This is a genomic window from Sediminibacterium sp. TEGAF015, from assembly GCF_025997995.1.
GTDB lineage: Bacteria > Bacteroidota > Bacteroidia > Chitinophagales > Chitinophagaceae > Sediminibacterium.
In genome coordinates, this window is the sequence record NZ_AP026683.1 from 1,309,393 (window position 1) to 1,331,706 (window position 22,314).

General features: G+C 39.5%; 24 protein-coding genes. 7 read left to right on the forward strand and 17 right to left on the reverse strand.

The window, feature by feature from the left end:
- The first annotated feature begins 7 nt into the window (after window positions 1–7).
- Window positions 8–1,201: a nucleoside permease gene (locus tag TEGAF0_RS05910; RefSeq protein WP_264900842.1), complete on the forward strand. Its 1,194-nt coding sequence runs from the start codon at window positions 8–10 to the stop codon at window positions 1,199–1,201.
- A 23-nt stretch (window positions 1,202–1,224) separates the two neighbouring features.
- Window positions 1,225–2,418, forward strand: coding sequence for a Gfo/Idh/MocA family protein (locus TEGAF0_RS05915; protein ID WP_264900844.1), 1,194 nt, complete (start codon window positions 1,225–1,227; stop codon window positions 2,416–2,418).
- Here the strand turns inward: TEGAF0_RS05915 and cmk are convergent.
- From cmk to TEGAF0_RS05945, 6 genes are all read right to left on the reverse strand, one after another.
- Window positions 2,396–3,088, reverse strand: coding sequence for a (d)CMP kinase (gene cmk, locus TEGAF0_RS05920; RefSeq protein WP_264900845.1), 693 nt, complete (start codon window positions 3,086–3,088; stop codon window positions 2,396–2,398). The genes TEGAF0_RS05915 and cmk overlap by 23 nt on opposite strands.
- A gap of 24 nt (window positions 3,089–3,112) precedes the next feature.
- The gene (locus TEGAF0_RS05925) at window positions 3,113–3,664 is read right to left on the reverse strand and encodes a fasciclin domain-containing protein (RefSeq protein WP_264900846.1); all 552 of its coding nucleotides are present in this window, start codon (window positions 3,662–3,664) and stop codon (window positions 3,113–3,115) included.
- Window positions 3,665–3,726: 62 nt separating this feature from the next.
- On the reverse strand, window positions 3,727–4,650 hold the full coding sequence (locus tag TEGAF0_RS05930) for a glycerophosphodiester phosphodiesterase family protein (RefSeq protein ID WP_264900848.1): 924 nt from the start codon (window positions 4,648–4,650) through the stop codon (window positions 3,727–3,729).
- Between the two features lie 4 nt (window positions 4,651–4,654).
- Window positions 4,655–5,281, reverse strand: coding sequence for an FMN-binding negative transcriptional regulator (locus TEGAF0_RS05935; protein WP_264900849.1), 627 nt, complete (start codon window positions 5,279–5,281; stop codon window positions 4,655–4,657).
- Between the two features lie 31 nt (window positions 5,282–5,312).
- Entirely contained in the window at window positions 5,313–6,347 is a 1,035-nt protein-coding gene (locus TEGAF0_RS05940; RefSeq protein WP_264900850.1) for a porin, read from the reverse strand.
- A 60-nt stretch (window positions 6,348–6,407) separates the two neighbouring features.
- Window positions 6,408–7,499: an Mrp/NBP35 family ATP-binding protein gene (locus tag TEGAF0_RS05945; RefSeq protein ID WP_264900852.1), complete on the reverse strand. Its 1,092-nt coding sequence runs from the start codon at window positions 7,497–7,499 to the stop codon at window positions 6,408–6,410.
- A gap of 132 nt (window positions 7,500–7,631) precedes the next feature.
- Here TEGAF0_RS05945 and TEGAF0_RS05950 point away from each other — a divergent pair, with 132 nt between their 5' ends.
- Together TEGAF0_RS05950 and TEGAF0_RS05955 are read left to right on the forward strand one after the other, a co-directional pair.
- Window positions 7,632–8,282: a carboxypeptidase-like regulatory domain-containing protein gene (locus TEGAF0_RS05950; protein ID WP_264900853.1), complete on the forward strand. Its 651-nt coding sequence runs from the start codon at window positions 7,632–7,634 to the stop codon at window positions 8,280–8,282.
- 6 nt (window positions 8,283–8,288) lie between these two features.
- Entirely contained in the window at window positions 8,289–9,182 is an 894-nt protein-coding gene (locus TEGAF0_RS05955) for a 3-hydroxybutyryl-CoA dehydrogenase (RefSeq protein WP_264900854.1), read from the forward strand.
- Here TEGAF0_RS05955 and TEGAF0_RS05960 read toward each other — a convergent pair.
- The gene (locus TEGAF0_RS05960; RefSeq protein ID WP_264900856.1) at window positions 9,177–10,067 is read right to left on the reverse strand and encodes a hypothetical protein; all 891 of its coding nucleotides are present in this window, start codon (window positions 10,065–10,067) and stop codon (window positions 9,177–9,179) included. The genes TEGAF0_RS05955 and TEGAF0_RS05960 overlap by 6 nt on opposite strands.
- Complete coding sequence (gene ribD / locus TEGAF0_RS05965; RefSeq protein WP_264900857.1) at window positions 10,064–11,119, reverse strand: bifunctional diaminohydroxyphosphoribosylaminopyrimidine deaminase/5-amino-6-(5-phosphoribosylamino)uracil reductase RibD; 1,056 nt, start codon at window positions 11,117–11,119, stop codon at window positions 10,064–10,066. The genes TEGAF0_RS05960 and ribD overlap by 4 nt, the downstream gene beginning before the upstream one ends.
- 39 nt (window positions 11,120–11,158) lie before the next feature.
- Between ribD and prmC the strand changes: the two genes are divergently transcribed.
- The gene (prmC, locus tag TEGAF0_RS05970) at window positions 11,159–12,013 is read left to right on the forward strand and encodes a peptide chain release factor N(5)-glutamine methyltransferase (RefSeq protein WP_264900858.1); all 855 of its coding nucleotides are present in this window, start codon (window positions 11,159–11,161) and stop codon (window positions 12,011–12,013) included.
- A gap of 9 nt (window positions 12,014–12,022) precedes the next feature.
- Here the strand turns inward: prmC and TEGAF0_RS05975 are convergent, their stop codons facing one another.
- The 4 genes from TEGAF0_RS05975 to pepT all read right to left on the reverse strand — a co-directional run bounded on the left by TEGAF0_RS05975 (window position 12,023) and on the right by pepT (window position 15,425).
- Window positions 12,023–12,418, reverse strand: a complete 396-nt coding sequence (locus TEGAF0_RS05975; RefSeq protein ID WP_264900860.1) for an ExbD/TolR family protein — start codon at window positions 12,416–12,418, stop codon at window positions 12,023–12,025.
- Window position 12,419: 1 nt separating this feature from the next.
- The gene (locus TEGAF0_RS05980; RefSeq protein WP_264900861.1) at window positions 12,420–13,103 is read right to left on the reverse strand and encodes a MotA/TolQ/ExbB proton channel family protein; all 684 of its coding nucleotides are present in this window, start codon (window positions 13,101–13,103) and stop codon (window positions 12,420–12,422) included.
- 108 nt (window positions 13,104–13,211) lie between these two features.
- Window positions 13,212–14,144, reverse strand: a complete 933-nt coding sequence (locus tag TEGAF0_RS05985; protein ID WP_264900863.1) for an SPFH domain-containing protein — start codon at window positions 14,142–14,144, stop codon at window positions 13,212–13,214.
- 27 nt (window positions 14,145–14,171) lie between these two features.
- A complete protein-coding gene (gene pepT, locus TEGAF0_RS05990) occupies window positions 14,172–15,425 on the reverse strand; it encodes a peptidase T (RefSeq protein WP_264900865.1) in 1,254 nt (417 codons plus the stop codon).
- A gap of 93 nt (window positions 15,426–15,518) precedes the next feature.
- Between pepT and TEGAF0_RS05995 the strand changes: the two genes are divergently transcribed.
- Complete coding sequence (locus TEGAF0_RS05995; RefSeq protein ID WP_264900867.1) at window positions 15,519–16,073, forward strand: hypothetical protein; 555 nt, start codon at window positions 15,519–15,521, stop codon at window positions 16,071–16,073.
- 97 nt (window positions 16,074–16,170) lie between these two features.
- On the opposite strand, the gene TEGAF0_RS06000 is transcribed toward TEGAF0_RS05995, so the two are convergent.
- Window positions 16,171–16,626: an FKBP-type peptidyl-prolyl cis-trans isomerase gene (locus TEGAF0_RS06000; protein ID WP_264900869.1), complete on the reverse strand. Its 456-nt coding sequence runs from the start codon at window positions 16,624–16,626 to the stop codon at window positions 16,171–16,173.
- Window positions 16,627–16,728: 102 nt separating this feature from the next.
- Between TEGAF0_RS06000 and fmt the strand changes: the two genes are divergently transcribed.
- Window positions 16,729–17,646 (forward strand): methionyl-tRNA formyltransferase, encoded by a 918-nt coding sequence (gene fmt, locus TEGAF0_RS06005; RefSeq protein ID WP_264900871.1) that lies wholly within the window; start codon window positions 16,729–16,731, stop codon window positions 17,644–17,646.
- Between the two features lie 8 nt (window positions 17,647–17,654).
- Here the strand turns inward: fmt and TEGAF0_RS06010 are convergent, their stop codons facing one another.
- From TEGAF0_RS06010 to TEGAF0_RS06025, 4 genes are read right to left on the reverse strand one after another with little or no spacing between them, the layout of a single operon-like run.
- On the reverse strand, window positions 17,655–18,389 hold the full coding sequence (locus TEGAF0_RS06010; RefSeq protein WP_264900873.1) for a rhodanese-like domain-containing protein: 735 nt from the start codon (window positions 18,387–18,389) through the stop codon (window positions 17,655–17,657).
- Between the two features lies 1 nt (window position 18,390).
- On the reverse strand, window positions 18,391–19,503 hold the full coding sequence (locus TEGAF0_RS06015; protein WP_264900875.1) for a LysM peptidoglycan-binding domain-containing protein: 1,113 nt from the start codon (window positions 19,501–19,503) through the stop codon (window positions 18,391–18,393).
- Window positions 19,504–19,526: 23 nt separating this feature from the next.
- Entirely contained in the window at window positions 19,527–20,885 is a 1,359-nt protein-coding gene (locus tag TEGAF0_RS06020) for a methyltransferase RsmF C-terminal domain-like protein (RefSeq protein ID WP_264900877.1), read from the reverse strand.
- 1 nt (window position 20,886) lies between these two features.
- A complete protein-coding gene (locus tag TEGAF0_RS06025) occupies window positions 20,887–22,314 on the reverse strand; it encodes an NAD(P)(+) transhydrogenase (Re/Si-specific) subunit beta (protein WP_264900879.1) in 1,428 nt (475 codons plus the stop codon).

Sequence of the window (22,314 nt, forward strand, 5' to 3'; positions counted from 1 at the left end):
TTGCTATATGAATATATCCACTGGAATCAAGTTATCCTTGATGATGTTTCTTCAGTATTTTATATGGAGTGCCTGGTATGTAACCATGGGTACTTATATGAGTGAACCACCCTTACAAGCTACGGGAATTCAAATTGGGGCTACCTATGGCGCATTGGCCATTGCTACCATGATTTCGCCTTTTTTTGTGGGGTTAATTGCGGATCGTTTTTTCGCAGCCCAAAAAATCATGGGTGTTCTGCATATTTTGGGAGCAGGTCTGTTGTTTATGGCTACCAAGATTACAGACAACAACATTTTTTACTGGACTATCCTATGTTATTCATTGGTATACATGCCTACCATTGCTTTGAGCAATAGTGTTGCCTTTTCGCAAATGACGGATCCTGGCAAACAGTTTCCCTGGATCAGGGTATTTGGTACCATTGGCTGGATTGTAGCTGGAGTTATGATTGGCCAGATGGGAATTGAAAAATCAGCTGACACTTTTTATGTTGCTGCAGCGGTATCCGGAGGATTGGGGCTGTTGAGTTTTATTTTACCCAACACACCACCCAAGGCGCAGACTGCAGATGCTTCATCTGCATTAGGCACTGAAGCATTCGTATTATTCAAAGACAAATCTTATTTGGTCTTCTTTATTGCAGCTATCCTTATTTGTATACCTCTTTCATTTTACTATGGTTTTGCCAACCCATTCCTGAATGAGTTGGGATTCCCGAATGCTGCCTCTAAAATGACGCTAGGTCAGGTTTCTGAAGCAGTTTTCATTCTGGCCATTCCTTTACTGTTCAACAGAATTGGCGTAAAGAATATGCTGATTTTTGGCATGTTGGCATGGGTACTTCGCTATGTATGCTTTGCATATGGTAATGTAGGTGATGCTTCCTGGATGTTGTATGCAGGTATTGTATTACATGGAATATGTTATGACTTCTTCTTTGTAACTGGCTATATGTACACAGAGAAAAAAGCTGGCGAAAAAATAAAAAATGCAGCACAGGGGCTATTCACTTTTGCCACTTATGGATTAGGTATGGTAATTGGTACAGGTTACTCTGGTTTTGTGGTGGAAGGAGCTAAAACTGCTGAAGGACACAACTGGATGAGTATCTGGATGGTACCCGCCTATATTGCTGCTGCTGTATTGGTATTTTTTATCATTTTCTTTAAGGAAAAGAGAACAACTACAGCCAATTAAATCATTTACTCAAATATATTTTCATGCAACGTATCGCGATGTTAGGTTCCGGCTTCATTGGCCGTTTTTATGCAGATTCACTGCAGGGTTACAGAAGCAAAGATAAAATTGTAAGTATCTATTCTAGAAGAGAAGAAAGCGCAAAAAAATTTGCGGAAGATTACCAATGTCATCATTATACTACAGTGATGGAAGAAGCCATTGCGAGAGAAGATGTAGACATTGTTTGTATTTCATTACCCAATCATTTACACGAAGAAGCTGTTATGCTTTGTTGCAAGCATAAAAAAGCTGTGATGACAACCAAACCACTGGGCAGAAATGCTGCAGAAGCCAAACGCATGCTGGAAGCAGTAGAAGCTGCAGGAATTTTCAACGGATACCTGGAAGACCTTGTATACACGCCAAAATTTATCAAAGCTAGTCAGAGTGTTCACGAAGGTGCTTTGGGCAGAGTTCTTTGGGCCAAAAGCCGCGAAACGCATCCTGGCCCGCACAGCGAATGGTTCTGGGATATTGAACAAGCTGGGGGTGGCTGTATCTTAGACCTTGGCTGCCATTGTGTTGAAATCACCAGAAGTTATATTGGCAAAGATATCAAGCCGGTTGAAGTGATGTGCTGGGCCGATACACAGGTAAAGCCTATTGAGGCAGAAGACCATGCCATTGGCTTGGTTCGTTATGAGAATGGTGCTATAGGTCAGTTTGAAGTTAGCTGGACTTTCAGAGGGGGATTGGATTTAAGAGATGAAGTAATGGGTACAGAAGGCACTATTTGGATTAACTCTTTTTTAAGGACTGGATTCGATATGTTTACCACCGGTAAAGGGGGCGATTATATTGCAGAAAAAGCTGAATCCAATAGCGGATGGCTTTTCCCTGTTGGAGACGAATTGAATGAACTGGGATACAACCATATGTTCATGGATATGTTCAATGCATTGGAAAATGGAGTTGCACCAAAAGAAACATTTTATGATGGCTATGTAGTAAATGCTATTTTAGATGCAGCTTATAAGAGTGCCAAATCCAAAGCATGGGAACCTGTTCAACTGGATATATGGCGCGGAAAAACAGGACTAACCAAAGAATCTCATCTTGTTTCTTACGATGACCAACATTATCTGGTAAAAGAAGAAACCACGCACTATGGTGCCAAAAAATTAATTCTGAAGCACAAAACCACTGGGAAAATTACCGAACAGGTATTGAACTAATTTTATCATTTGCCCACTGAAGAGCGGTTTTCAACTGCTCTTCACGGGTTAAATGACTATTATCTAGCACAACAGCATCATCTGCTTTTCTTAATGGGCTGAACTCTCTGGTACTATCAATCTGATCACGCATTGCCAAATTAGCCCTTACTTCCTCTCTGGTAATTCCAGGATTCTTTGCTGACAACTCCAGATATCTTCTGGCGACCCTGATTTCAGGATCAGCAGTAACAAAAATTTTTAATTCAGCATCTGGGAATACCGTAGTTCCAATATCTCTCCCGTCCATTACAATCCCTTTTTGCAATCCCATTTTCTGTTGCTGAGCAACGCCAAACGCTCTTACATAGGGATTTGCTGCCACATCGCTTACGAGATTACTGATACGCATTTCCCTTATTTCCTGTTCAACATTCTTCCCATTCAACAGAATATCGCTTGTTCCTTTCTCTGAATTGTAATCGAAAGCAAGACTTATATGCTTTAGCGCTTCCTGAACAGCCATATCATTCGTATAATCAATATCATGCTGTATAAAGTATAAAGTGATGGCACGATACATAGCACCACTATCAATAAATATATAATTAAGTGCCCTGGCCATTTGCTTAGCCAGGGTACTTTTTCCACATGAAGAATATCCGTCCAGGGTAATAATAATTTTTTTCATATTGTTAGCTTACCCCAAAGGTAATTAAGAAGGCAATACCACTGTATCTACCACGTGAATCACACCATTGCTCTGGTATACATTGGCAATGGTTACTTCAGACATACCTCCTTTTTCATCAGTTAAAATCAACTTTTTACCCTTCATGCTGGCTTTTAAAATTCCACCTGAAACGGTTTTCAGTTCTGCAGTTCCTTTTCCTTGTTTAATTAAAGCTGCAATTGCGGCTGCATCTAATTTTCCGGCCACAACGTGATAAGTAAGGATCTTTGTAAGTGTAGCTTTGTTTTCTGGCTTTACCAATGATTCAACAGTACCTGCTGGTAGTTTTCCGAATGCAGCATTGGTGGGAGCAAAAACGGTGAATGGTCCGGCACTTTGCAGGGTTTCAACCAGGCCAGCTGCTTTAACTGCTGCGACCAAAGTAGTGTGATCTGCAGAGTTCACGGCATTCGCAACAATGTTTTTAGAAGGATACATAGGAGCTCCCCCTACTTCAACTGTTTTTTCACTCATCTGAGCGGAAAGGACATTTACAAAAAAAGCAGAAGCCATCACAAATAGAATCTTTTTCATACTGAAGTTTTTAATTTTTAAAAATGATACAGTATCTACGAAAGAAGATTAAATCTGGATTGTTAAGGAAAATAAAAAAGATTGGGATAGTCCGAAATAATACCATTTACCCCAAGCAGCCTTAACCTTTTCATTTCAGCAAGATTATTTACTGTCCATGGAATGAGTTGCATATTGTGTTTTTTACATTCCGCTACCATCGCTGCATTTACCAGTGAGTAATGAGGACTATACGCATACGGTATATATCCTAAATCTGCAAGCTGTTGCTGGAGGGTTCTTTTATCATCCCCTTCAATTAATAATACGGTAGAAATAACCGGATATTGCTGGTGCAAATATTGAAGTGTCCTGATGTCAAAAGACTGAATGGTTACCCGATCTGTTATCTTTTTATTTTGAATAACAGCCACCAATAAATCAACAAAGGATTTTGGGTCAGGATGAAAAATACCATCTGTTGCCGGTTGTGTTTTCGTTTCAATATTATAAAATGGAAGGGCTTTATGTTGTTGTCTGGCATAGGCATCAGCTGAATCAATCACTTGTAATAAAAGAGGCTTGGTAACAGGTATTTTCTGCTGTTGAGGAAATCTTGCATTACCTCTTAACCCTACATCATATCGTTGTGTTGCTGCAAAACTCATCTGAAAAATATTCAGTTGCTTCTCCTCCTGAATGCTTACGGGAGCACCATCCGGCTTACTGGTAATTTCATGATTAAAAAATGGTTCATGACTCAATATTACCTGCTTATCTTTTGTAATAACCACATCCATTTCAAGGGTAGACGCACCCAAATCAATGGCTTTATACATAGCAGGAATCGTGTTTTCCGGAACCAGTCCCCTTGCTCCTCTGTGACCCTGCCAATCAAATGAGTAATTGCGTTCCATTTTATTTTGTTTGATGCTGGTACAGGAAAAAACTATCAATCCGGCAAATAAGATGACTAGTAAATTACGATTGATTAATTGGTAACTCATTTTGCTATTTATTTTTCTTTAATCGTCTGATCATTTCTTCTGCTGCTAGTTGTTGATGCAATGACCCCTGCTGCAAGGTTTGCAAAATGGTGTCCTGTGTTTCGACTGGCTTATTCTGACTCCACTTAAATACGTGTTCCAGAGCTTGCACTTCAATTTCAACGGCTTCAATAGCCATCATATTCGATTGCACATAAGCATCCTGCATGTGATGCACTAATGATGGAGACAAAGAATTATTTTCAAAATACTCGGTCAGTTTATTCAGATGCTGAAATAAAGCCTGATTATCTAAAAAAGAAATAATCCCTTTAGCCTGAACTGTAGAATAGTTCCACGTGCTTGCAGTATTCTGAGGAGTATAATGTCTCGCACTTATATATGCATGAGGCCCATTAAAAAGGACCAGTACCTGTTGATGATTTTCAAATGCATTTGTATGACTTTGCTTACGCATAATATGCCCCTGCAAAAACAATTTTTCTTCTCTGAATTCAAGCATCAAAGGTATTTGTGTTGCAACCGGAAAGCCATCCTGCCCAACACCACAAATGGTAGCAAATGCATTTTCTTTCATAAATGCGATTACTTCCTCATTGCCTCCAGTTGAAAAATAGGGCGTCTTGTACATAGTACCTGCAATGTACCATTAATTTGAAAACTTAGAAACTGAATACCAGCGCAGTAATGGCAGAAAACAAAATGGTAGAGGGCATTCTGTTGACATCTGTAAAAACAGCATCCCTACTTCTTAGTTGCTTTAGCTCCACTCGCCAGAGCAGTGGTTTGGCAATTCTATAATCAACATTCACAGATCCACCGCTTACCATAAAATGATTAGGCGTTCCCGTAAAAATCAAAATACCATTGCGGTCACTGAAAGCCTCTGCTCTAATGGCTAGTTTTAATTTTTCATTATGAATATACTGAACCATTATAACTGGTGTATACCATGTTTTTGAGAAAGTTAAACCTGCAACTTTTTGAACACCAATATCCAATCCTCCAATTAAACTCAGCTGCTCTTTTAGTTGATACTGTGCATAGAAATTATGAAAGAAACGCCCCTGACCAATAAAAGAACTTGAATTCAGCAACCATTTACTGTTGGGTCTAAATTGTATCTGGTGGCCAAAAGAAGGATGATTCGTACCAGAGGGAATTTGAATTGTTTGCCATCCCGTTAACACTAAGCCACTAATCAGCCATTGATTGTTGGCACTAATAAATGTAGTCTTTATACCGGTTTCAAAATAAGGAGAATTATCGGCAGCCAAACTTCTGGTGAGTGTCCAGCAATCTTTACCGATTGCACTTTCAAATCCGATATGAGAATTAAAAACTCCAACATCCAGCCACCAGTTATTACGTGCATTCAGTTTCCATCCCAGATTCGCTTCTAATATTTGTTGATATATTCCTCGCTCGCCAGCATAATTTGCCTGCATATAACTACCTGCTGCCAAAGCAAGATTTGCCCTGAATTTTTCCTTTGCAAGACTAGCTTTAATAAAAACAAGATTTACTGCCGCCTTTTTGCTGATGTCATGATTATAAGCAAATCTTGCACCATTGCCAGCTAAAGGTCCACTTGAATTTTGGTTGTAATACAATTCAGCATACCCATTCCAAGTAATACCTCTTTTGGAGTCTTGTAAAGTAGTATCGTTAGATATAGATTGAATTGAACTGTCCATTCTTTGCCCCCAAACAAGTTGAAAATATAAGAAGCAAAAAAGGGAAGCAAAACGTTTCATTTACAGAACTTCAATTAATGCAGTCTGTGGTAAGTTAGCATTTCTTTGGGCAATATTTCTAACAGACTGAGCAGTGAAATTCCGGAAGGCATTTTTGGTTACCTCATCAGTTGACACCATGGCAGGAACCCCCTCATCTCCTCCTTCACGAATACTTTGCACCAATGGTATTTGTCCTAAGAAAGATAGATCATATTCTTCCGCCAGATTTTTTCCGCCTTCTTTACCAAACAAATAATATTTATTGTTGGGTAATTCAGCAGGAGTGAAATATGCCATATTCTCTACCAACCCAATTATGGGTACGTTAATCTGCGCCTGTCCAAACATAGCAATACCTTTCTTAGCGTCAGCCAGTGCTACATTTTGTGGTGTTGTCACAATAATTGCTCCGGTAACAGGAACTGTTTGCATCAGCGTCAAGTGAATATCTCCGGTGCCTGGAGGCATGTCAATAACGAGATAATCCAATTCGCCCCAGTCTACATCGGTAACAAACTGCCGGATGGCTGAACTTGCCATGGGTCCTCTCCAAACAACTGCATTCTTTTCATCCACCAGCAAGCCAATACTCATTAGTTTAATTCCGAATTTCTCCAATGGAACGATCATGCCCTTTCCGTCTACTTCTTTCATCATCGGGCGGGCCCCTCTTACCCCAAACATAATCGGAACGCTGGGTCCATAGATATCAGCGTCCATTAATCCCACAGATGCACCGCCTTCTGCCAATGCCAATGCCAGATTAGCAGAAATAGTGCTTTTTCCTACCCCACCTTTTCCGCTGACAACCGCAATAATATTTTTGACGCCTCCCAGTACTTTTTGGTCATCTTTCCGAGTACTGGTAGTATTGGCTGTAAAATTTACCGTCACTTTTGCTTGTTTGTTTACCAGCAGTTTAATGGCATTCTCACTCGCTGTGCGCATCATGTCTTTCATAGGACAGGCAGGAGTGGTTAATACGATAGTGAAGCTTACGGCATCTCCGTCAATCACAATGTCTTTTACCATGTTCAGGGTTACCAGGTCTTTACCTAAATCCGGCTCCTGTACATTACTCAATGCCTGTAATATCGCTTCGTTTGTCATGGTTAACGCAAGTTTTTGTTAAAATCATTGTTACGGTGCAAAGTTAACAACCTAGCACTTTACTTTGTTGTGAAATGCGGAGAACAAATCAAAATAGTACCTTTGTGTCCCCTTTAAACCAGTGCTGCCTATATGAATAAATTAACTTTAGCCTTTTTTTTGATACTGACAGGGATGGGTTGGATGAATAAGGCGGTTGCACAGCAGACAAATCCTTACAGGGATTCTATTGTGCAATTGTATGGAGTTGTTATGACAGCAGACAGTTTAAGAGGAATTCCTTCCGCCTCCATTATTGTAGAAGGCAAAGGAAGAGGAACCATTACCAGCTTCGACGGGGTATTTTCGATTGCTGTAATGAAAGGAGACCGAATCACTTTCAGTAGTATCGGCTTTAAAAACAACAGTATTCAGATTCCTTATAACCTTGAAAGTAATCAGTATAGTGTTATACAATTATTGATTAGTGATACTGCTTATTTGCCTGCGACTATCCTGAAGCCAAGGCCAACCAGAGAACAATTTGAAAGGGACTTTCTGAACAATCGTTTCCCTGATGACGCATACGAGATCGCCAGAAAGAATACTGATGAAGCTACCAGAAGAATCATGCTGAACAGTTTACCTGCTGACGGCAGAGAGGCAGTTAATTTTCAGCTAAGGCAGCAAACCAATAAATATTATTATGCCGGTCAAATTCCACCCATGAATATCATGAATCCGGCAGCCTGGGCAGATTTTATCACATCCTGGAAAAGAGGAGATTTCAAACGAAAAAAATAATTAACAATGTCGGTATTTAATGTAACTGTAATTGGAGCAGGTACCATGGGAAATGGGATTGCACATGTTTTTGCGCAGAAAGGCTTTAAAGTTGTGTTGGTAGACGTACAACAAGCACAATTAGATAAAGCCCTGCAAACCATTGGAAAGAATCTGGACAGAATGATAAGCAAGGGCTCTATTACCGATGCAGAAAAAGCAGAAACACTAAATAATATTGTCACAGATAACACAATCAGCACAGGTGTTAGCAAGGCTGATTTAGTAGTTGAAGCCGCAACAGAAAATGAAGAATTGAAATTAAAAATATTTGCAGAGATAGACCAGGCAGCACCTGCCAATGCTATACTGGCAAGTAACACTTCTTCTATTTCAATAACAAAAATTGCTTCAGCAACCAATAGACCTAACAAAGTAATTGGCATGCACTTTATGAACCCTGTACCGGTTATGAAACTGGTCGAAATCATCAATGGATACGCAACTGAAAAAGAAGTTACAGACACCATTGTTGCTTTGAGTAAACAATTAAACAAAGTGCCTTCCGTAGTAAATGACTACCCTGGATTTATTGCCAACAAAGTGTTGATGCCTATGATTAATGAAGCTATCTATTCTTTATACGAAGGCATTGCAGATGTTGAATCCATAGATACGATTATGAAACTGGGCATGGCTCATCCGATGGGTCCATTGCAACTAGCCGACTTTATAGGTTTAGATGTTTGCCTTAGCATCATGAATGTTTTGCATAAAGGATATGGCAATCCCAAGTATGCGCCTTGTCCATTATTAGTGAATATGGTAACAGCTAAAAAACTTGGTGTAAAATCAGGAGAAGGATTCTACATTTATACGCCTGGTTCTAAGGAGCTAATCGTAAGCCCTCGCTTTTTATAATGTATTGCCAAAAGCAATCAGATAAATAGCAATGGCAGATAATACAATACCTGCCCAATTAATAGCAGATAATTTTTCTTTAAAAAGTATAGCCGCCACCAGCGTACTGAATAAAACAATTCCCATATTGTTTACCGGTATGCTGGCGCTGGTTTCCCATGGACTGTCCTGTAAAAACTGAACCAGGCACCAGATTGAGAAATAATTGGGAATACCAATACAAATTCCCGCAAACACCTGTTTCCTGTGAAAAGTTAGTTTTCCGGTTTTGTATTGATACATCAGTACAAGAAAGCCAATTGTTGCCGCAGATAAAAATCCGGAAATCAGAAATGCATTATTGGTTTCCTTTGATACGTATAATTGCTGAACGTGATTAATGACTGCATCAAGAAAACCACTTCCCACAAAAACCAACGCTGGTAAGCCAATTTTAAACAATAAGGAAAGATGAGAACTTCCGCCACCTTCTCTCGATTGCGGATAACAGGTAAAAACAACAGCTACCATTGCCAATACAATCCCAACTATTTCCCATCCTACTACCTTTTCACCATATAAGATTACTGAAAGAATTACAGGTATAATTAACGATAGCTTATTGGCAACAGATGCTACTGAAACGCCAATTTTCTGAGCTGTAATTCCAATGAGATTAAAACTGGTAATAAATAGGGTTCCCATGAGCATGGCCCATTGAAACCAGGGTTGACCAAAAGAATCGGAATGAATGGGAAATGCCCCATTTACAAAAGAACCGGTTATTACACAGGTGATATAATTAAAAACTATGGCAGGAAAAACAGGGATATTCAGTCTTCCGCATACTTTAAATGATAGTAAAAGGTAACTAGTTAAAACAATGCTTCCGAGTAAAAATATCATAATTCTTTTCTTTTGAAATATTGAATTGAATCATCCCCTATTAATTCTGTAGTATCGGGTTTAGTCAAATAAAGTGATGGAGCTTTCAACCCATCTGCATTAGATAAGGCAATTGCTTTTGCACTTTTTATCACCCTGATTTCATCCCAGCATTCCGCTTGCAGGAAGCTTTGCAAAAGCGAGCTTCCCCCTTCCACCAAAATACTTTGTATTCGATTTTGATAGGCAAAATCCAGTATATGCTGAATCCAATTATTGCTTTCGGGCAATTGAACATATTTTACTTCACCATCCGTTATAGAAACTGATTCGGTAAACACAATTGTTGGCAAACCATCGCTTAACAAATTAGCCTGTTTAGGTAAAATCAACTTTCGATCAATCACCATACGAACAGGACTGGGACCAGGGAAAAAACGATTGTTTAGTTTTGGGTTATCTGTTAAGGCAGTTTGTGTTCCCACCAGAATAGCTGACTCCTCCATTCTCCATCGGTGCACCAGTTTCTGACTGTACGAATTACTGATAGCAATTTCATCCCCTTTTCTACCCATCCATCCATTGGCCGACTCTGCCCACTTCAAAATGATGTAAGGTCGTTTGCGTTGATGAAAAAGAAAAAAACGACGATTCAATTCATTGGCCTCTTTTTCGAGAACAGGACCAATTACTTCCACCCCTTTTTCGCGAAGAAGTGCAATCCCCTTTCCATTCACTTCTTCAAATGGATCCACACTCCCAACTACTACTTTCTTAATGCCGTTCGCTAAAATAAGGTGGGTGCAGGGAGGCGTTTTTCCAAAATGGGAACAAGGCTCCAAACTCACATATAATGTAGAAGCTGATAGTAAGTGTCGGTTTTTCTCTGCAACACTATTGATACAATTCACTTCGGCATGAGCTTGACCATATCTTTCATGATATCCTTCCCCTATAATTTCATCCTGATACACCAATACTGCTCCAACCATCGGGTTGGGTGCAACTTTACCCATCCCTTTAAGAGCCAGGTCTAAACAACGTTGCATGAATTTTTGGTGTGAGGTAAACATAAGCCTGTAAAAATAATCAAATGATGGTTACTTTGCAGCATGACTATTCTAGGAGCAAAACAGCATATCATTCAAGCCATCCATTCTGTATATGATGAAAGAGAGGCTGGCAATATTGCGGTTTTACTCATTGAGCATTTTACTGGTTTAAGCAAAATGAATCAATTCCTGGAAAAAGATAAAGCCTGGCCAGAAGTTCTGGCAAATCCACTTGAGGCTGCAGTTAATCGTTTACAAAAAGGTGAACCCATTCAATATATCATGGGCAAAACCTGGTTTTACGGATTAGCCCTAAAAGTGAATCCCCATACTTTAATACCCCGCCCTGAAACAGAAGAATTGGTGGAATTGGTTATTCGACACCTAACAACAATAACAACAGCATGTCCCCGAATCCTTGAAGTTGGAACTGGTTCAGGGTGTATATCCCTGGCCATTGCATCCCGTATGCCCAATGTCATTATTACCGCTATTGATATCAGTAAGGAAGCATTGCTTGTTGCAGAAGAAAATGCCAAACAAATCCAACACAATATCCAATTTAAACAACTCGATTTTCTAAATAAAAGCAATTGGGCATTGCTTGACCATTTTGACATCATCATCAGCAATCCACCTTATATTAAAGAAACCGAATCCAGCACCATGCACAACAATGTGCTTAAGTATGAACCATATACTGCTTTATTTGTGCGTGACAACGACCCACTCATTTTTTATCAGGCCATTGAAACTTTCAGTCATACAAACCTGAAAAAGCCTGGAGCTATTTTTGTTGAAATCAATGAAAGACTGGGCAAAGAAACAACAGCCGTCTTTGAAAAAAACTATACCGTTTGTTTACAAAAAGACATGCAGGGGAAAGATCGAATGATTGCGGCCTATCAAAAATAGATGCCTGAATCAATTCTGATCTACAGCCATCACCGGCGTTGCACCCAATTTTTTAATGATTTGCATTACTTTAATGGAAGTACCCAAATGAGAAGTGCTATCGCCATTAATCACCACTGTTGGCTTTTCGTTTTCTTTAGATAAGTAGTCCTGCAATTTGGACTCAAGCATTTCCAAAGCAACAGGCTCTGCCCCCAGAAATAATTGCTGATTTTTATCTACACTAATCACCACGGTTTGCTTTGCTTTGGTATCAGATTTTGCCTTCGGATTAGCCACTTTAATCACGTTCGGATTTGCCAGGGTAGAAACAATCAGGAAAAACAATAATAAAATAAACAATATATCATTCAATGCGCCTGTATGCATTTCCGGGCTTGACTTATATCTTTTACGGATGTTCATATTATCTGGTTGGCTCCTGTAAAATATCCATGAAATCTGCACTGGCAGCTTCCATTTTATTGGCTGTTTTATCAATTTGTGTGCTTAGAAAATTGTGTCCCACATAGGCAATCAAACCGATAATTAAACCAGTAGCTGAAGTAATCATTTTAGTATATATACCACCTGCTATGGTATTCAGCGTGTACTCACCGGTAGAAGCAATTCCATAGAATAACTGCACCATTCCAATAATCGTTCCCAGAAATCCAAACATGGGTGCTATTCCAGCAATCAATGATAAAATGTTCAGGTTCTTTTCCATATTGTACATTTCAAGCTTACCCACATTCTCCATACTTTTCTCAATGGCATCAATTGGCTTCCCTATTCTTTGTAATCCTTTATCAATCATTTTAGCCACCGGATTCTGATGAGAACGGGCATAAGTTTTGGCAGCCTGCACATTTCCGGAAAGGATATGATCCCTTACAATTACCATAAACTGCGGATCTATCAATCCCGCCCTTCTAATGGCCAAAAGTCTTTCAGTAAAAACATAAATGGCCAGAATCAGTAACAAGTAAAGTGGATACATGATCCAGCCTCCCTTATCTAATAATGTCCATAAAGAAACTTTTTCGGCGGTAGCTATGGCTGCGCCGGCAATATTCTGAGCAGTATCTGTTTGTAATAGGTACAACATAAAAAAGTTTAAAATGCGAATCTAAAGTGTTCTGCAAAAGAACAATGAATCGTGTATAAATATTGCCTCGTTTTGTTAATTAAGAAAGCTTTTACACATCTTAATTAATTACAATCCCTTGGTTTCCTTCATCTTCATCATTGCCATGATTTGACGCATATTGTCCTGCATACCCTCCGGACTACCATCCAGAAATATTACATTCCCCTTACCTATTTCGGCAAAATTCTTTATCGCTTCTGTCCACATGCTAAATAAAATAACATTGGTATCCAGATTGGCTTGTTTCATTTCCTCGGCAGCTTGACTCATTCCTTTTGCAACTTCCTGTCTGAATAAGGCTACGCCCATCCCTCTCAATCTGGCAGCCTCTCTTTCTGCTTCAGCAGCAATTTTAATAGCATTACCTTCTGCTTCTGCGCCTTTTGTTTTTGTTATCAATAAAGCTTGGCCCTCATTCTCTGCAGCAGCCTTCAAATTATTGCTGGCTACTACCCTGCTCATACTCTCCATAATCACCTGATCAAAAGTGATATCATTGATTTGCAGGTCCTGTAAATGATATCCCCAGTCTTCCAGTGACTTATCAATTTGCTGCTTTACATCTTCCACGATCTCTCTTCTTAGTAACAAAATTTCAGCTTGCTTCTTTGTAGCAACAAACGCGCGGATAGAACCTTCAACGGTTCTGATTAGTGCCTGCATCAGATCTTTTTCTGATATAAACTTAAAAGCCACATTTTTAATTGTTTGCTCGTCCTGGTTTATTACCGAATAAAGCAGCATGCTTTTAAAATATACATTGGCCTGATCTACAGTTACAGCCTGGAACTCCAATTCAACCGAGCGATTCTGAATACTTACTGTTTTATATACCTGTTCTAAAATGGGTATTTTAAAGTTTAATCCGGGCATCAGGATTCTTCGGTATTTTCCAAACATAGTTATCACGGCAATAGTCCCCTGGTTTACTGTAACCAAACCAGTAAATACAATAATGATTGCTATGATCAACCACCAATAGTTCATTAAAAATTGCATAATAGAAAGTTTCATTAAAGATAGGTGCTATTTGTGCAGATTTTCCCCCTTTTCTTCCCACACTTTAACCAAATGCACCAGTACTTCAACGGCTTTTTCCATATCATATACGCCAACCCACTCTTTTTTACTGTGAATGGCTTGCATTCCGGTAAAAATATTAGGGCAAGGCAATCCCATAAAACTCAATCTGCTTCCATCCGTACCCCCACGAATTGGTTCTTTTACAAAAGGTAATGCAGCTCGGGAATACGCTTCCTCAGCAAAGGCAGTAATGAATGGGTAACGGTCAATCACTTCTTTCATATTGCGATACTGCTCCTCATCCGTAAAATTCAAATTCACTCCGGCATATTTCTTCGCAATCTGATTTGCAATCCGGACAATCTCTTCCTGATGATGCTGGAGTTGATAGGTATCAAAATCCCTGATAATAAATTCAATTGTCGCTTTTTCTGCAGACCCTTCCATATGAACAGGATGCACAAATCCCAGCTTTTTATCGGTGACTTCAGGTGCCAGCCTGTCTGTTGGCAAAGCAGCAATAATTTCTGCTGCTAGTTTGATGGCATTGACCATTTTTCCTTTTGCATATCCCGGATGCGCAATAACTCCTTCAATATGTATGGCAAAACCATTGGCACTGAAAGTTTCATCTTCAAAAGTTCCTAGCTCGCCCCCATCAAGGGTATAGGCAAAATCTGCCCCCAGTAATTGCATGTTCAGGTGATTGGTTCCTCTTCCTACTTCTTCATCTGGGGTAAATAAAATTTTTATTTCTCCGTGCGGAATAGAACCATCACTGCATAAAATTTCAGCAAGTGACATAATGATGGCTACTCCGGCTTTATCATCGGCGCCTAATAAAGTTGTGCCGCTAGCCGTAATAATATCTTTTCCGATATGCTGTTTTAAATAGGGCATTTTTTCAGGATCAAGTACAATGCTGCTATCATCCGGCAAAACAATGGGCTGACCCTGGTAATTTTTGTGAAGGATGGGTTTCACATCTGTTCCGGAACAATCCGGAGCTGTGTCAACATGCGAACAAAAACAAATAACAGGCAGGTTTTTGGCACTATTCGACGGAATGGTTGCATACACGTATCCGAACTCATCTGTAATTACATCCTTGATACCCATTTGCTTTAGCTCGGCTGCCAATACCCTGCTTAGATTTTTTTGCTTTTCGGTGGAAGGAGCTTCATTACTATGAGGATTACTCTGTGTGTCTATCTGAACGTACTGCATTAATCGATCTGCTACACTTACGGATTGCATTATTTCTGTTTTTCTGCAAAGTAAGAATAGTTGCTACAACTATTGCATTTGTAAAAAGAGATGGGTATTTTGTTATAAACAAAACATGCCTCAATGAAAAAAACTATTATTGCTTCCTTCGTAGGAGGAATGCTGCTATTTATGTGGCAGTTCATTTCCTGGACTGCTATCAATCTGCACAGTCCTTCACAACAATACAGTCCAAAGCAGGACACTATTCTTGCAATGCTAAAAACCCATTTAGACAAAGAAGGTGGCTATTATCTGCCTTCCGCACCTGCTGGCACTTCCTTTGAAGAAATGGAAAAACTGGCTCAGAATCAGATAGGTAAACCCTGGGCAAGTATACAATACCATGCAGCTTTGGAATATAATATGGGATTAAATATGATGCGCGGATTAATCGCCAATATTTTCATTATTTGGCTGCTCTGTTGGATTCTTGGGAAGATTAGCAGCAACAACTTCTCTACCACTTTTACGGCTTCACTACTTGTAGGGCTCATTGTTTATCTGAACAGCAGTTATACTGGCCATATTTGGTATCCAATGTTCGATATTAGAGCTTATCTGATAGATGCAGTAGTTAGCTGGGCACTTGTGGGTATTTGGCTGGGCTGGTGGCTGAATAGAAATAAGACGAATTAATAAAAAAGAGACCGGAATCCGGTCTCTTTTATTTTCAGCCTAAAAGCTATTATCAATTTCAGCTTCCTTATAAGTAACTGTATAAGGAACAGGTGAATTAAGGAGTGATGATAATAGACTTAGGACCATCAATAGCCACTAACTCCAGATCAAAAATCAATTCTTCGCCCGCTAAAGGATGATTGGCATCCAATACAACTACTGCATCTTTTACTTCAACAATCATAACCGGAAAATTCTGTCCAGAGCCATTGCTCATATTTAATTGCATACCTACTTCAGGCACCATGTCTGCAGGAAATCTGTCTTTTGGAAACTCCATGATCATTTCTTCTTGCTTAGGACCGTAAGCCTGATCTGCTGGTATACTGATTGTCTTTTTTTCACCAATAACCATACCTGTAACACCATCATCAAAACCGGCAATAACCATACCGCTTCCGATTTCAAATTCCAATGGTTCTCTTCCTTCTGAGGAATCGAATGTGTTGCCATTGGTTAACTTTCCGTGATAATGTACTTTTACCTTATCACCTTTCTTTGCTTGTTGCATAAATAAATATTAAGCTGCAAAAATACTATCCTTCCCTAACCTGACGAAGTATTTTTAGTTAAGATTCAATGGAAACCTAACTTTGCAGCCTAAAAACTATTTATGCGCATTGTTTTCATGGGAACCCCAGATTTTGCTGTTGCTTCATTGGATGCGCTGATTTCCAACAACTTCAATGTAGTTGCAGTTGTAACTGCACCAGACAAACCCGCCGGCAGAGGCTTGAAAATGAGCCAAAGTGCTGTAAAACAATTTGCTACAGCGCACAATATACCAGTACTTCAACCACATAAGCTAAAAGACTCGGAATTTATTGACATATTAAAGAAACTTGCTGCTGATCTTCAGGTGGTTGTTGCTTTCAGAATGTTGCCGGAAATAGTTTGGAATATGCCTCCAATGGGTACCATCAATGTTCATGGCTCATTGTTGCCCCAATACAGAGGAGCAGCACCCATAAACTGGGCGGTAATCAATGGTGAAAAAACGACAGGAGTAACTACTTTCAAATTAAAACACGAAATAGATACAGGCGATATCCTTTTACAGGAATCTATGAATATTGGAGAGGACGAAACGGCCACAGAAGTGCACGATCGAATGAAAATAATAGGTGCTAATCTGCTGGTAAAAACATTAAAGCAACTGGAAGAAGGAACCATTCAGGAACAGCCTCAACAATTAACTACAGAAAACAAACATGCCCCTAAGATTTTCACAGCTGATTGCCAGATTCATTGGGATAATCCTGTTGAAACGCTTCACAATCTTGTGCGTGGACTTTCGCAATTTCCTGGGGCAATTACCTATCTGGATGGAAAAATTCTGAAAGTGTATCGAAGCAAAAGAGAATTGACTTCGCACCAATTTGAAAGCGGAAAAATATTTACCGATAATAAAACTTATCTGAAATTCAGTTGCACCAACGGATTTCTTCATCTGCTGGAAATCCAACTAGAAGGAAAAAAGCGTATGCCCATCAGTGATTTTCTCAGAGGCTATACCATTCAGGAAAATTAAGCTGTATTTTATTCGATGGCTTTACTTAGGGTTGGTAAATCTACCAATCCCTGTTTGCGCCATACTTCCTTGCCATTTTTAAATACAATGAAAGTAGGAAGACCTTCAGAATGCAATTCTTTCATTACCGAAACATCTATACCACCGTCTACTTTTACCAGATTAAATTGTGTGCCTTTTTCTTTTTGTAACTGCTTAAGTACTGGTTCCATTTTAACACAGGGAGGACACCACTCAGCACCAATATCTACTAAAATTGTTCCGGTTTTGGTACTCGCTTTAAAAGCAGCAATACTCATTTCAGCTCGTGCAGCCTTTGTTTCCAATGGCATCCCTTCCATGCGCCATGCAGATAAGCCTCCTTTTAAATTACTCACATCCTGAAAGCCATTTTGCTTCATCCAATTCATGGCTTCTTCACTTCTTACACCTGAAGCACAATACACTAAAACAGGTTTTGCTTTATCTATATACTGAACCCTTTCAGCAAACTCTTTTTCGTTCAACCAGTTGGCTTGTAAAGCATTGTTAAAATGTCCGCCCTGATATTCACCAGCCGTTCTTACATCTAGAATCTGGACACCAGGGGACTTCATCTTTTGTTCAAAATCTTTTACTGAAATAGATCCTCCTGTTTGAGCAACCGTTGCTGATATTTCACCTGAAACCTGATTTTCACTTGATGTAGAATTGCAGGAGAGGGTAGCAAACAGTAGAAGAAAGGAAAGAATTTGCTTTTTCATATTATTGTAAATAAGTAATCGTTACTGGAAAATAATTATCTGATTTACCTAATGCAGCAGCAGTTGCATTACTTAAACGAATCAACAGAGAAGGTGCTCCCTTAATTTCAGGCACAGGGCCAAGCACTCTTGCACATACCGTTTTGTTATCTGATGTTGATATACGAATGATGGTACCCGGTAAAACATCATTCATTAATGCATAGAATTTTCTATCGGAAAATCCACTTAAAGACTTGAATATACCTGCATCACCTGCCTTATTAACCTTGGTTTTGGATGACTCGTCCATTGCATAAATCAATCCGAAATATCCTTCATCATTAGGTTTAGCGGTATATCTTAATTCATCTTCACTGATTTTATATTCTGTAGGTGCAACTTTATTGGTCTCTTTAAACTGCTCAACAGGAACAGGTGGAGGCACAATACTTGCTGCTGCCTCAGCCTCTTTCTTTGCTCTATCAGCAGCTGCTTTGGCAAAAAACTTATCCGTTTCAGTCATTGGCTTCATTTCCCCTTTCTTCATTTCTCTGGTTCCATCAATTGCTGCATCCATCACATTTGGATCTTTCAAAGGCTGAGGTTCAACTGGAGCACCAATTACCGGTGGCTTCACAAAAACCTGTGCATTGGCCGCAGGTGCATCAGCTTTCATAGCAGCCAGTTTTGATCCGCCAATAAACCCAATAACAATAACCTGACCTTTTTTTAGTACGTCCGTTTTCAAATCATTCCATTCACGCAATTTAGCCAGAGGCACTTTGAAATAACGCTGGCTAAGTCTGAACAAGTTTTCACCGTTACCTGCAATATGAAAAACAGGTTCACTGGTAGCAAATTCCTGTTCCTGAACCAGGTTTTCTGCCGATAAGGGTATTTTTAATTTGTCCCCCGGAGAAAGTACCGCACTTATATTGATGTTATTGTAAACTGCTATTTGCCTTGGCGTAGCTCCGTAAATTCTGCTTAATACAGACAAAGTTTCTTTTCCTTTCAACTGATGAACTATATACAGATCTCCCGTTGTTCCGGAAGCAATCAGTTTGTCTTGTGCATTTAAAAATGCAGTTAATAATAGAAAGACAAGGAATAAATATTTTCTCAGGTACATAAACATTCAAATGGTTAGCAAAGTTAATCTTTTAATATTCTCCATTCAGAAGGATAATAATTATTGATCCGATTAGGCAAAACTTTAACCAAACCCAGAACCAGACCTTGAAAACGCACCCAATTCCAACCTGTATCTGCATTTTCAACGGAAAAAATACCCCTTTTTAAAAATTGAATGGCGGTATCCTTATCCAGCTGAATGGATGAAAATCCATTTTTGGGCAAAACAGATACAGCCCATTCGTGCGAAGGAATCAATGATTTTCCTTTGAATTCTCCCAGCTCTACCCCTGCTTTTTTAATATAAAGTCTAGAAGATAAAGCCTGTAAATCGCTCACAAAAGATTCAGAAAAATATCGGATTGCACTGTTTTGTTTAAAATAAAATGCATCGGAAAAATCTGCTGTAAACGATGCCAACCCTTCCAATTCAGATTTGCTTGGCTGGACGAGTGAAACCGCTCTCAATCGATCCTGTCCAACAGTTTCAGTCTGCTGAAAAACGGCCAGATAAAATCCCTCCCCTTTAAGCAGATTAGGGTAAAAACGATACCCATACGCATTTTGCTGATCAGAAATGGTTTCAATAATATTCCAATGATTTTCAATTTGAATAGAACGGGATTCCAGTTTCATTTCACTTACCAGCCAGTCAGCTATTTTTTCGTCCTCTGCTAACGAATAGGAACAAGTAGAGTAAACAAGCAAACCATTTTCTTTTAAACAGGGAACAATATTCGCCAATATGCGCTCCTGTCTCTGACTGCAATGAATTACGTTTTGCTCACTCCATTCATTAATTGCATCAGGATCTTTACGGAACATTCCGCTCCCACTGCAGGGAGCGTCCACAACAATTATATCGAAGAATCCGGTAAAATCTTTAAAATGCTCGGGATCATTATTGGTGACCACCATATTGGGCATTCCCCATTTAGTAGCATTTTCTACCAATACAGCTGCGCGTGACTTTATCACTTCGTTGCTTACGATTAAAGCTTCTGGGTATAAGCTTGCCAGCAGTGTTGATTTACCACCCGGGGCTGCACACAAATCCAAAATTTTCAACCCCTTTCCTGCTCCTTTAATAATAGAATGTAAAGCATGTTCTAAAAACATAGAACTGGCTTCCTGAACATAGTAAGCTCCTGCATGAAATAAAGGGTCAAGCGTAAAAGATGGGCGCTCTTTTAAATAATACCCATTACTATTCCAAGGAACCTTCCCATTCAATAAATCGGGTTGAACAATGGCATATTTCTGAGGGTGCAAACGAATACTGGTTACTTGTTCTCCTGTTTGATGTACCGCTTCAAAACTTTTCTTATCAAAGCCTTTAACACCCGCAAGGGACTCTATAAATGATTGGGGTAAATTCACCTTATACAGCTTTTATCTCTGCAACCAGTTTCTGCAACGCCGCCTTGGCATCACCGAATAACATGGATGTTTTCGGCTGGAAAAATAAGGCATTTTCAATACCTGCATATCCGGGCTTCATGCTGCGCTTATTTACAATAACTGTTTTTGCCTGCTCAACTTCTAAAATTGGCATGCCATATATGGGAGAAGCAGGATCAGTTTTGGCTGCCGGATTTACTACATCATTGGCTCCCAATATTAAAACCACGTCAGTAGATTTAAATTCATTATTCGCATCTTCCATTTCAAGCAATGCATCATAATTTACATCTGCCTCTGCCAGTAAAACGTTCATATGTCCGGGCATTCTTCCAGCAACAGGATGTATGGCATATTTAACTTCTACTCCTTTCTCTTCCAGCAATTGCTCTAGTTCATGACAAATATGTTGTGCCTGTGCAACTGCCAAACCATAACCTGGTACAATCATTACTTTAGTGGCATAACTCATACAAATAGCAGCATCACTCAGAGATATCTCTTTATAACTTCCTGACACTACCTGTTGTTCCCCTTTAGAAGAAGTACCAAATGAACCCAGCAGCACATTCGTCAAACTTCGGTTCATGGCTTTACACATGAGTATAGTAAGCAAAGTACCTGCCGCACCCACTAGAATACCTCCCGTTAACATTACCTGATTATCATATAGAAATCCGCCACATGCTGCAGCTACCCCTGTAAACGAATTCAGCAATGAAATTACTACAGGCATATCCGCTCCCCCAATAGGTAATACAAACAACACACCGTACAAAACAGCTGCCAAAGCAATGATATAGAACCAGAAAAAGTTGGCAATAGATATATTATAGGTTAGGTAAGCTGCAAAAACAAGGATGCACAACAAGAGAATATTATTTGCAATTTGCTGACCATTGAATGCAAGGTCTTTTACTTTGCCATTTAATTTACCCCAGGCAATCATACTGCCTGAAAAAGAAATGGTTCCGATAATCAGACCGGCAAAGATGATTAATAAGGTAATGGGATCTAAGTTTAACATCGTAGCAGAATCATCCATATTTAACTGAGCAGCATGAATCAGATGTCTGAACTCAATTATGGAAATTAACGCAGCACATGCACCTCCCATACCATTGAAAAGGCTAACCATTTCAGGCATAGCAGTCATTTTTACTTTTTTGGCTGCAAGCGTACCAATAATGGTACCCACTCCCAGTCCTGCAAAAATCCAGGGGTAGTTGCCCAGCTTCAAACCATCTTCACTATACAGAAAGATAGTGCCCAATATGGCGATGGCCATACCAGCTGCTGCCACCCAATTACCTTTTCGGGCGGTATCAGGATGAGATAGCATTTTAAGCCCAATGATAAAGCTTAAAGAGCCCAGGAGATAACAAAGTGTAAGCAGATTTAATTCCAT

Excerpts from the sequence above, each read along its gene's own strand:
- TEGAF0_RS05910 (WP_264900842.1), top strand. The coding sequence starts at position 8 with ATGAATATATCCACTGGAATCAAGTTATCCTTGATGATGTTTCTTCAG.
- TEGAF0_RS05915 (WP_264900844.1), top strand. The coding sequence starts at position 1,225 with ATGCAACGTATCGCGATGTTAGGTTCCGGCTTCATTGGCCGTTTTTAT.
- cmk (WP_264900845.1), bottom strand. The coding sequence starts at position 3,088 with ATGAAAAAAATTATTATTACCCTGGACGGATATTCTTCATGTGGAAAA.
- TEGAF0_RS05925 (WP_264900846.1), bottom strand. The coding sequence starts at position 3,664 with ATGAAAAAGATTCTATTTGTGATGGCTTCTGCTTTTTTTGTAAATGTC.
- TEGAF0_RS05930 (WP_264900848.1), bottom strand. The coding sequence starts at position 4,650 with ATGAGTTACCAATTAATCAATCGTAATTTACTAGTCATCTTATTTGCC.
- TEGAF0_RS05935 (WP_264900849.1), bottom strand. The coding sequence starts at position 5,281 with ATGTACAAGACGCCCTATTTTTCAACTGGAGGCAATGAGGAAGTAATC.
- TEGAF0_RS05940 (WP_264900850.1), bottom strand. The coding sequence starts at position 6,347 with ATGGACAGTTCAATTCAATCTATATCTAACGATACTACTTTACAAGAC.
- TEGAF0_RS05945 (WP_264900852.1), bottom strand. The coding sequence starts at position 7,499 with ATGACAAACGAAGCGATATTACAGGCATTGAGTAATGTACAGGAGCCG.
- TEGAF0_RS05950 (WP_264900853.1), top strand. The coding sequence starts at position 7,632 with ATGAATAAATTAACTTTAGCCTTTTTTTTGATACTGACAGGGATGGGT.
- TEGAF0_RS05955 (WP_264900854.1), top strand. The coding sequence starts at position 8,289 with ATGTCGGTATTTAATGTAACTGTAATTGGAGCAGGTACCATGGGAAAT.
- TEGAF0_RS05960 (WP_264900856.1), bottom strand. The coding sequence starts at position 10,067 with ATGATATTTTTACTCGGAAGCATTGTTTTAACTAGTTACCTTTTACTA.
- ribD (WP_264900857.1), bottom strand. The coding sequence starts at position 11,119 with ATGTTTACCTCACACCAAAAATTCATGCAACGTTGTTTAGACCTGGCT.
- prmC (WP_264900858.1), top strand. The coding sequence starts at position 11,159 with ATGACTATTCTAGGAGCAAAACAGCATATCATTCAAGCCATCCATTCT.
- TEGAF0_RS05975 (WP_264900860.1), bottom strand. The coding sequence starts at position 12,418 with ATGAACATCCGTAAAAGATATAAGTCAAGCCCGGAAATGCATACAGGC.
- TEGAF0_RS05980 (WP_264900861.1), bottom strand. The coding sequence starts at position 13,103 with ATGTTGTACCTATTACAAACAGATACTGCTCAGAATATTGCCGGCGCA.
- TEGAF0_RS05985 (WP_264900863.1), bottom strand. The coding sequence starts at position 14,144 with ATGCAATTTTTAATGAACTATTGGTGGTTGATCATAGCAATCATTATT.
- pepT (WP_264900865.1), bottom strand. The coding sequence starts at position 15,425 with ATGCAATCCGTAAGTGTAGCAGATCGATTAATGCAGTACGTTCAGATA.
- TEGAF0_RS05995 (WP_264900867.1), top strand. The coding sequence starts at position 15,519 with ATGAAAAAAACTATTATTGCTTCCTTCGTAGGAGGAATGCTGCTATTT.
- TEGAF0_RS06000 (WP_264900869.1), bottom strand. The coding sequence starts at position 16,626 with ATGCAACAAGCAAAGAAAGGTGATAAGGTAAAAGTACATTATCACGGA.
- fmt (WP_264900871.1), top strand. The coding sequence starts at position 16,729 with ATGCGCATTGTTTTCATGGGAACCCCAGATTTTGCTGTTGCTTCATTG.
- TEGAF0_RS06010 (WP_264900873.1), bottom strand. The coding sequence starts at position 18,389 with ATGAAAAAGCAAATTCTTTCCTTTCTTCTACTGTTTGCTACCCTCTCC.
- TEGAF0_RS06015 (WP_264900875.1), bottom strand. The coding sequence starts at position 19,503 with ATGTACCTGAGAAAATATTTATTCCTTGTCTTTCTATTATTAACTGCA.
- TEGAF0_RS06025 (WP_264900879.1), bottom strand. The coding sequence starts at position 22,314 with ATGGAATTAAATCTGCTTACACTTTGTTATCTCCTGGGCTCTTTAAGC.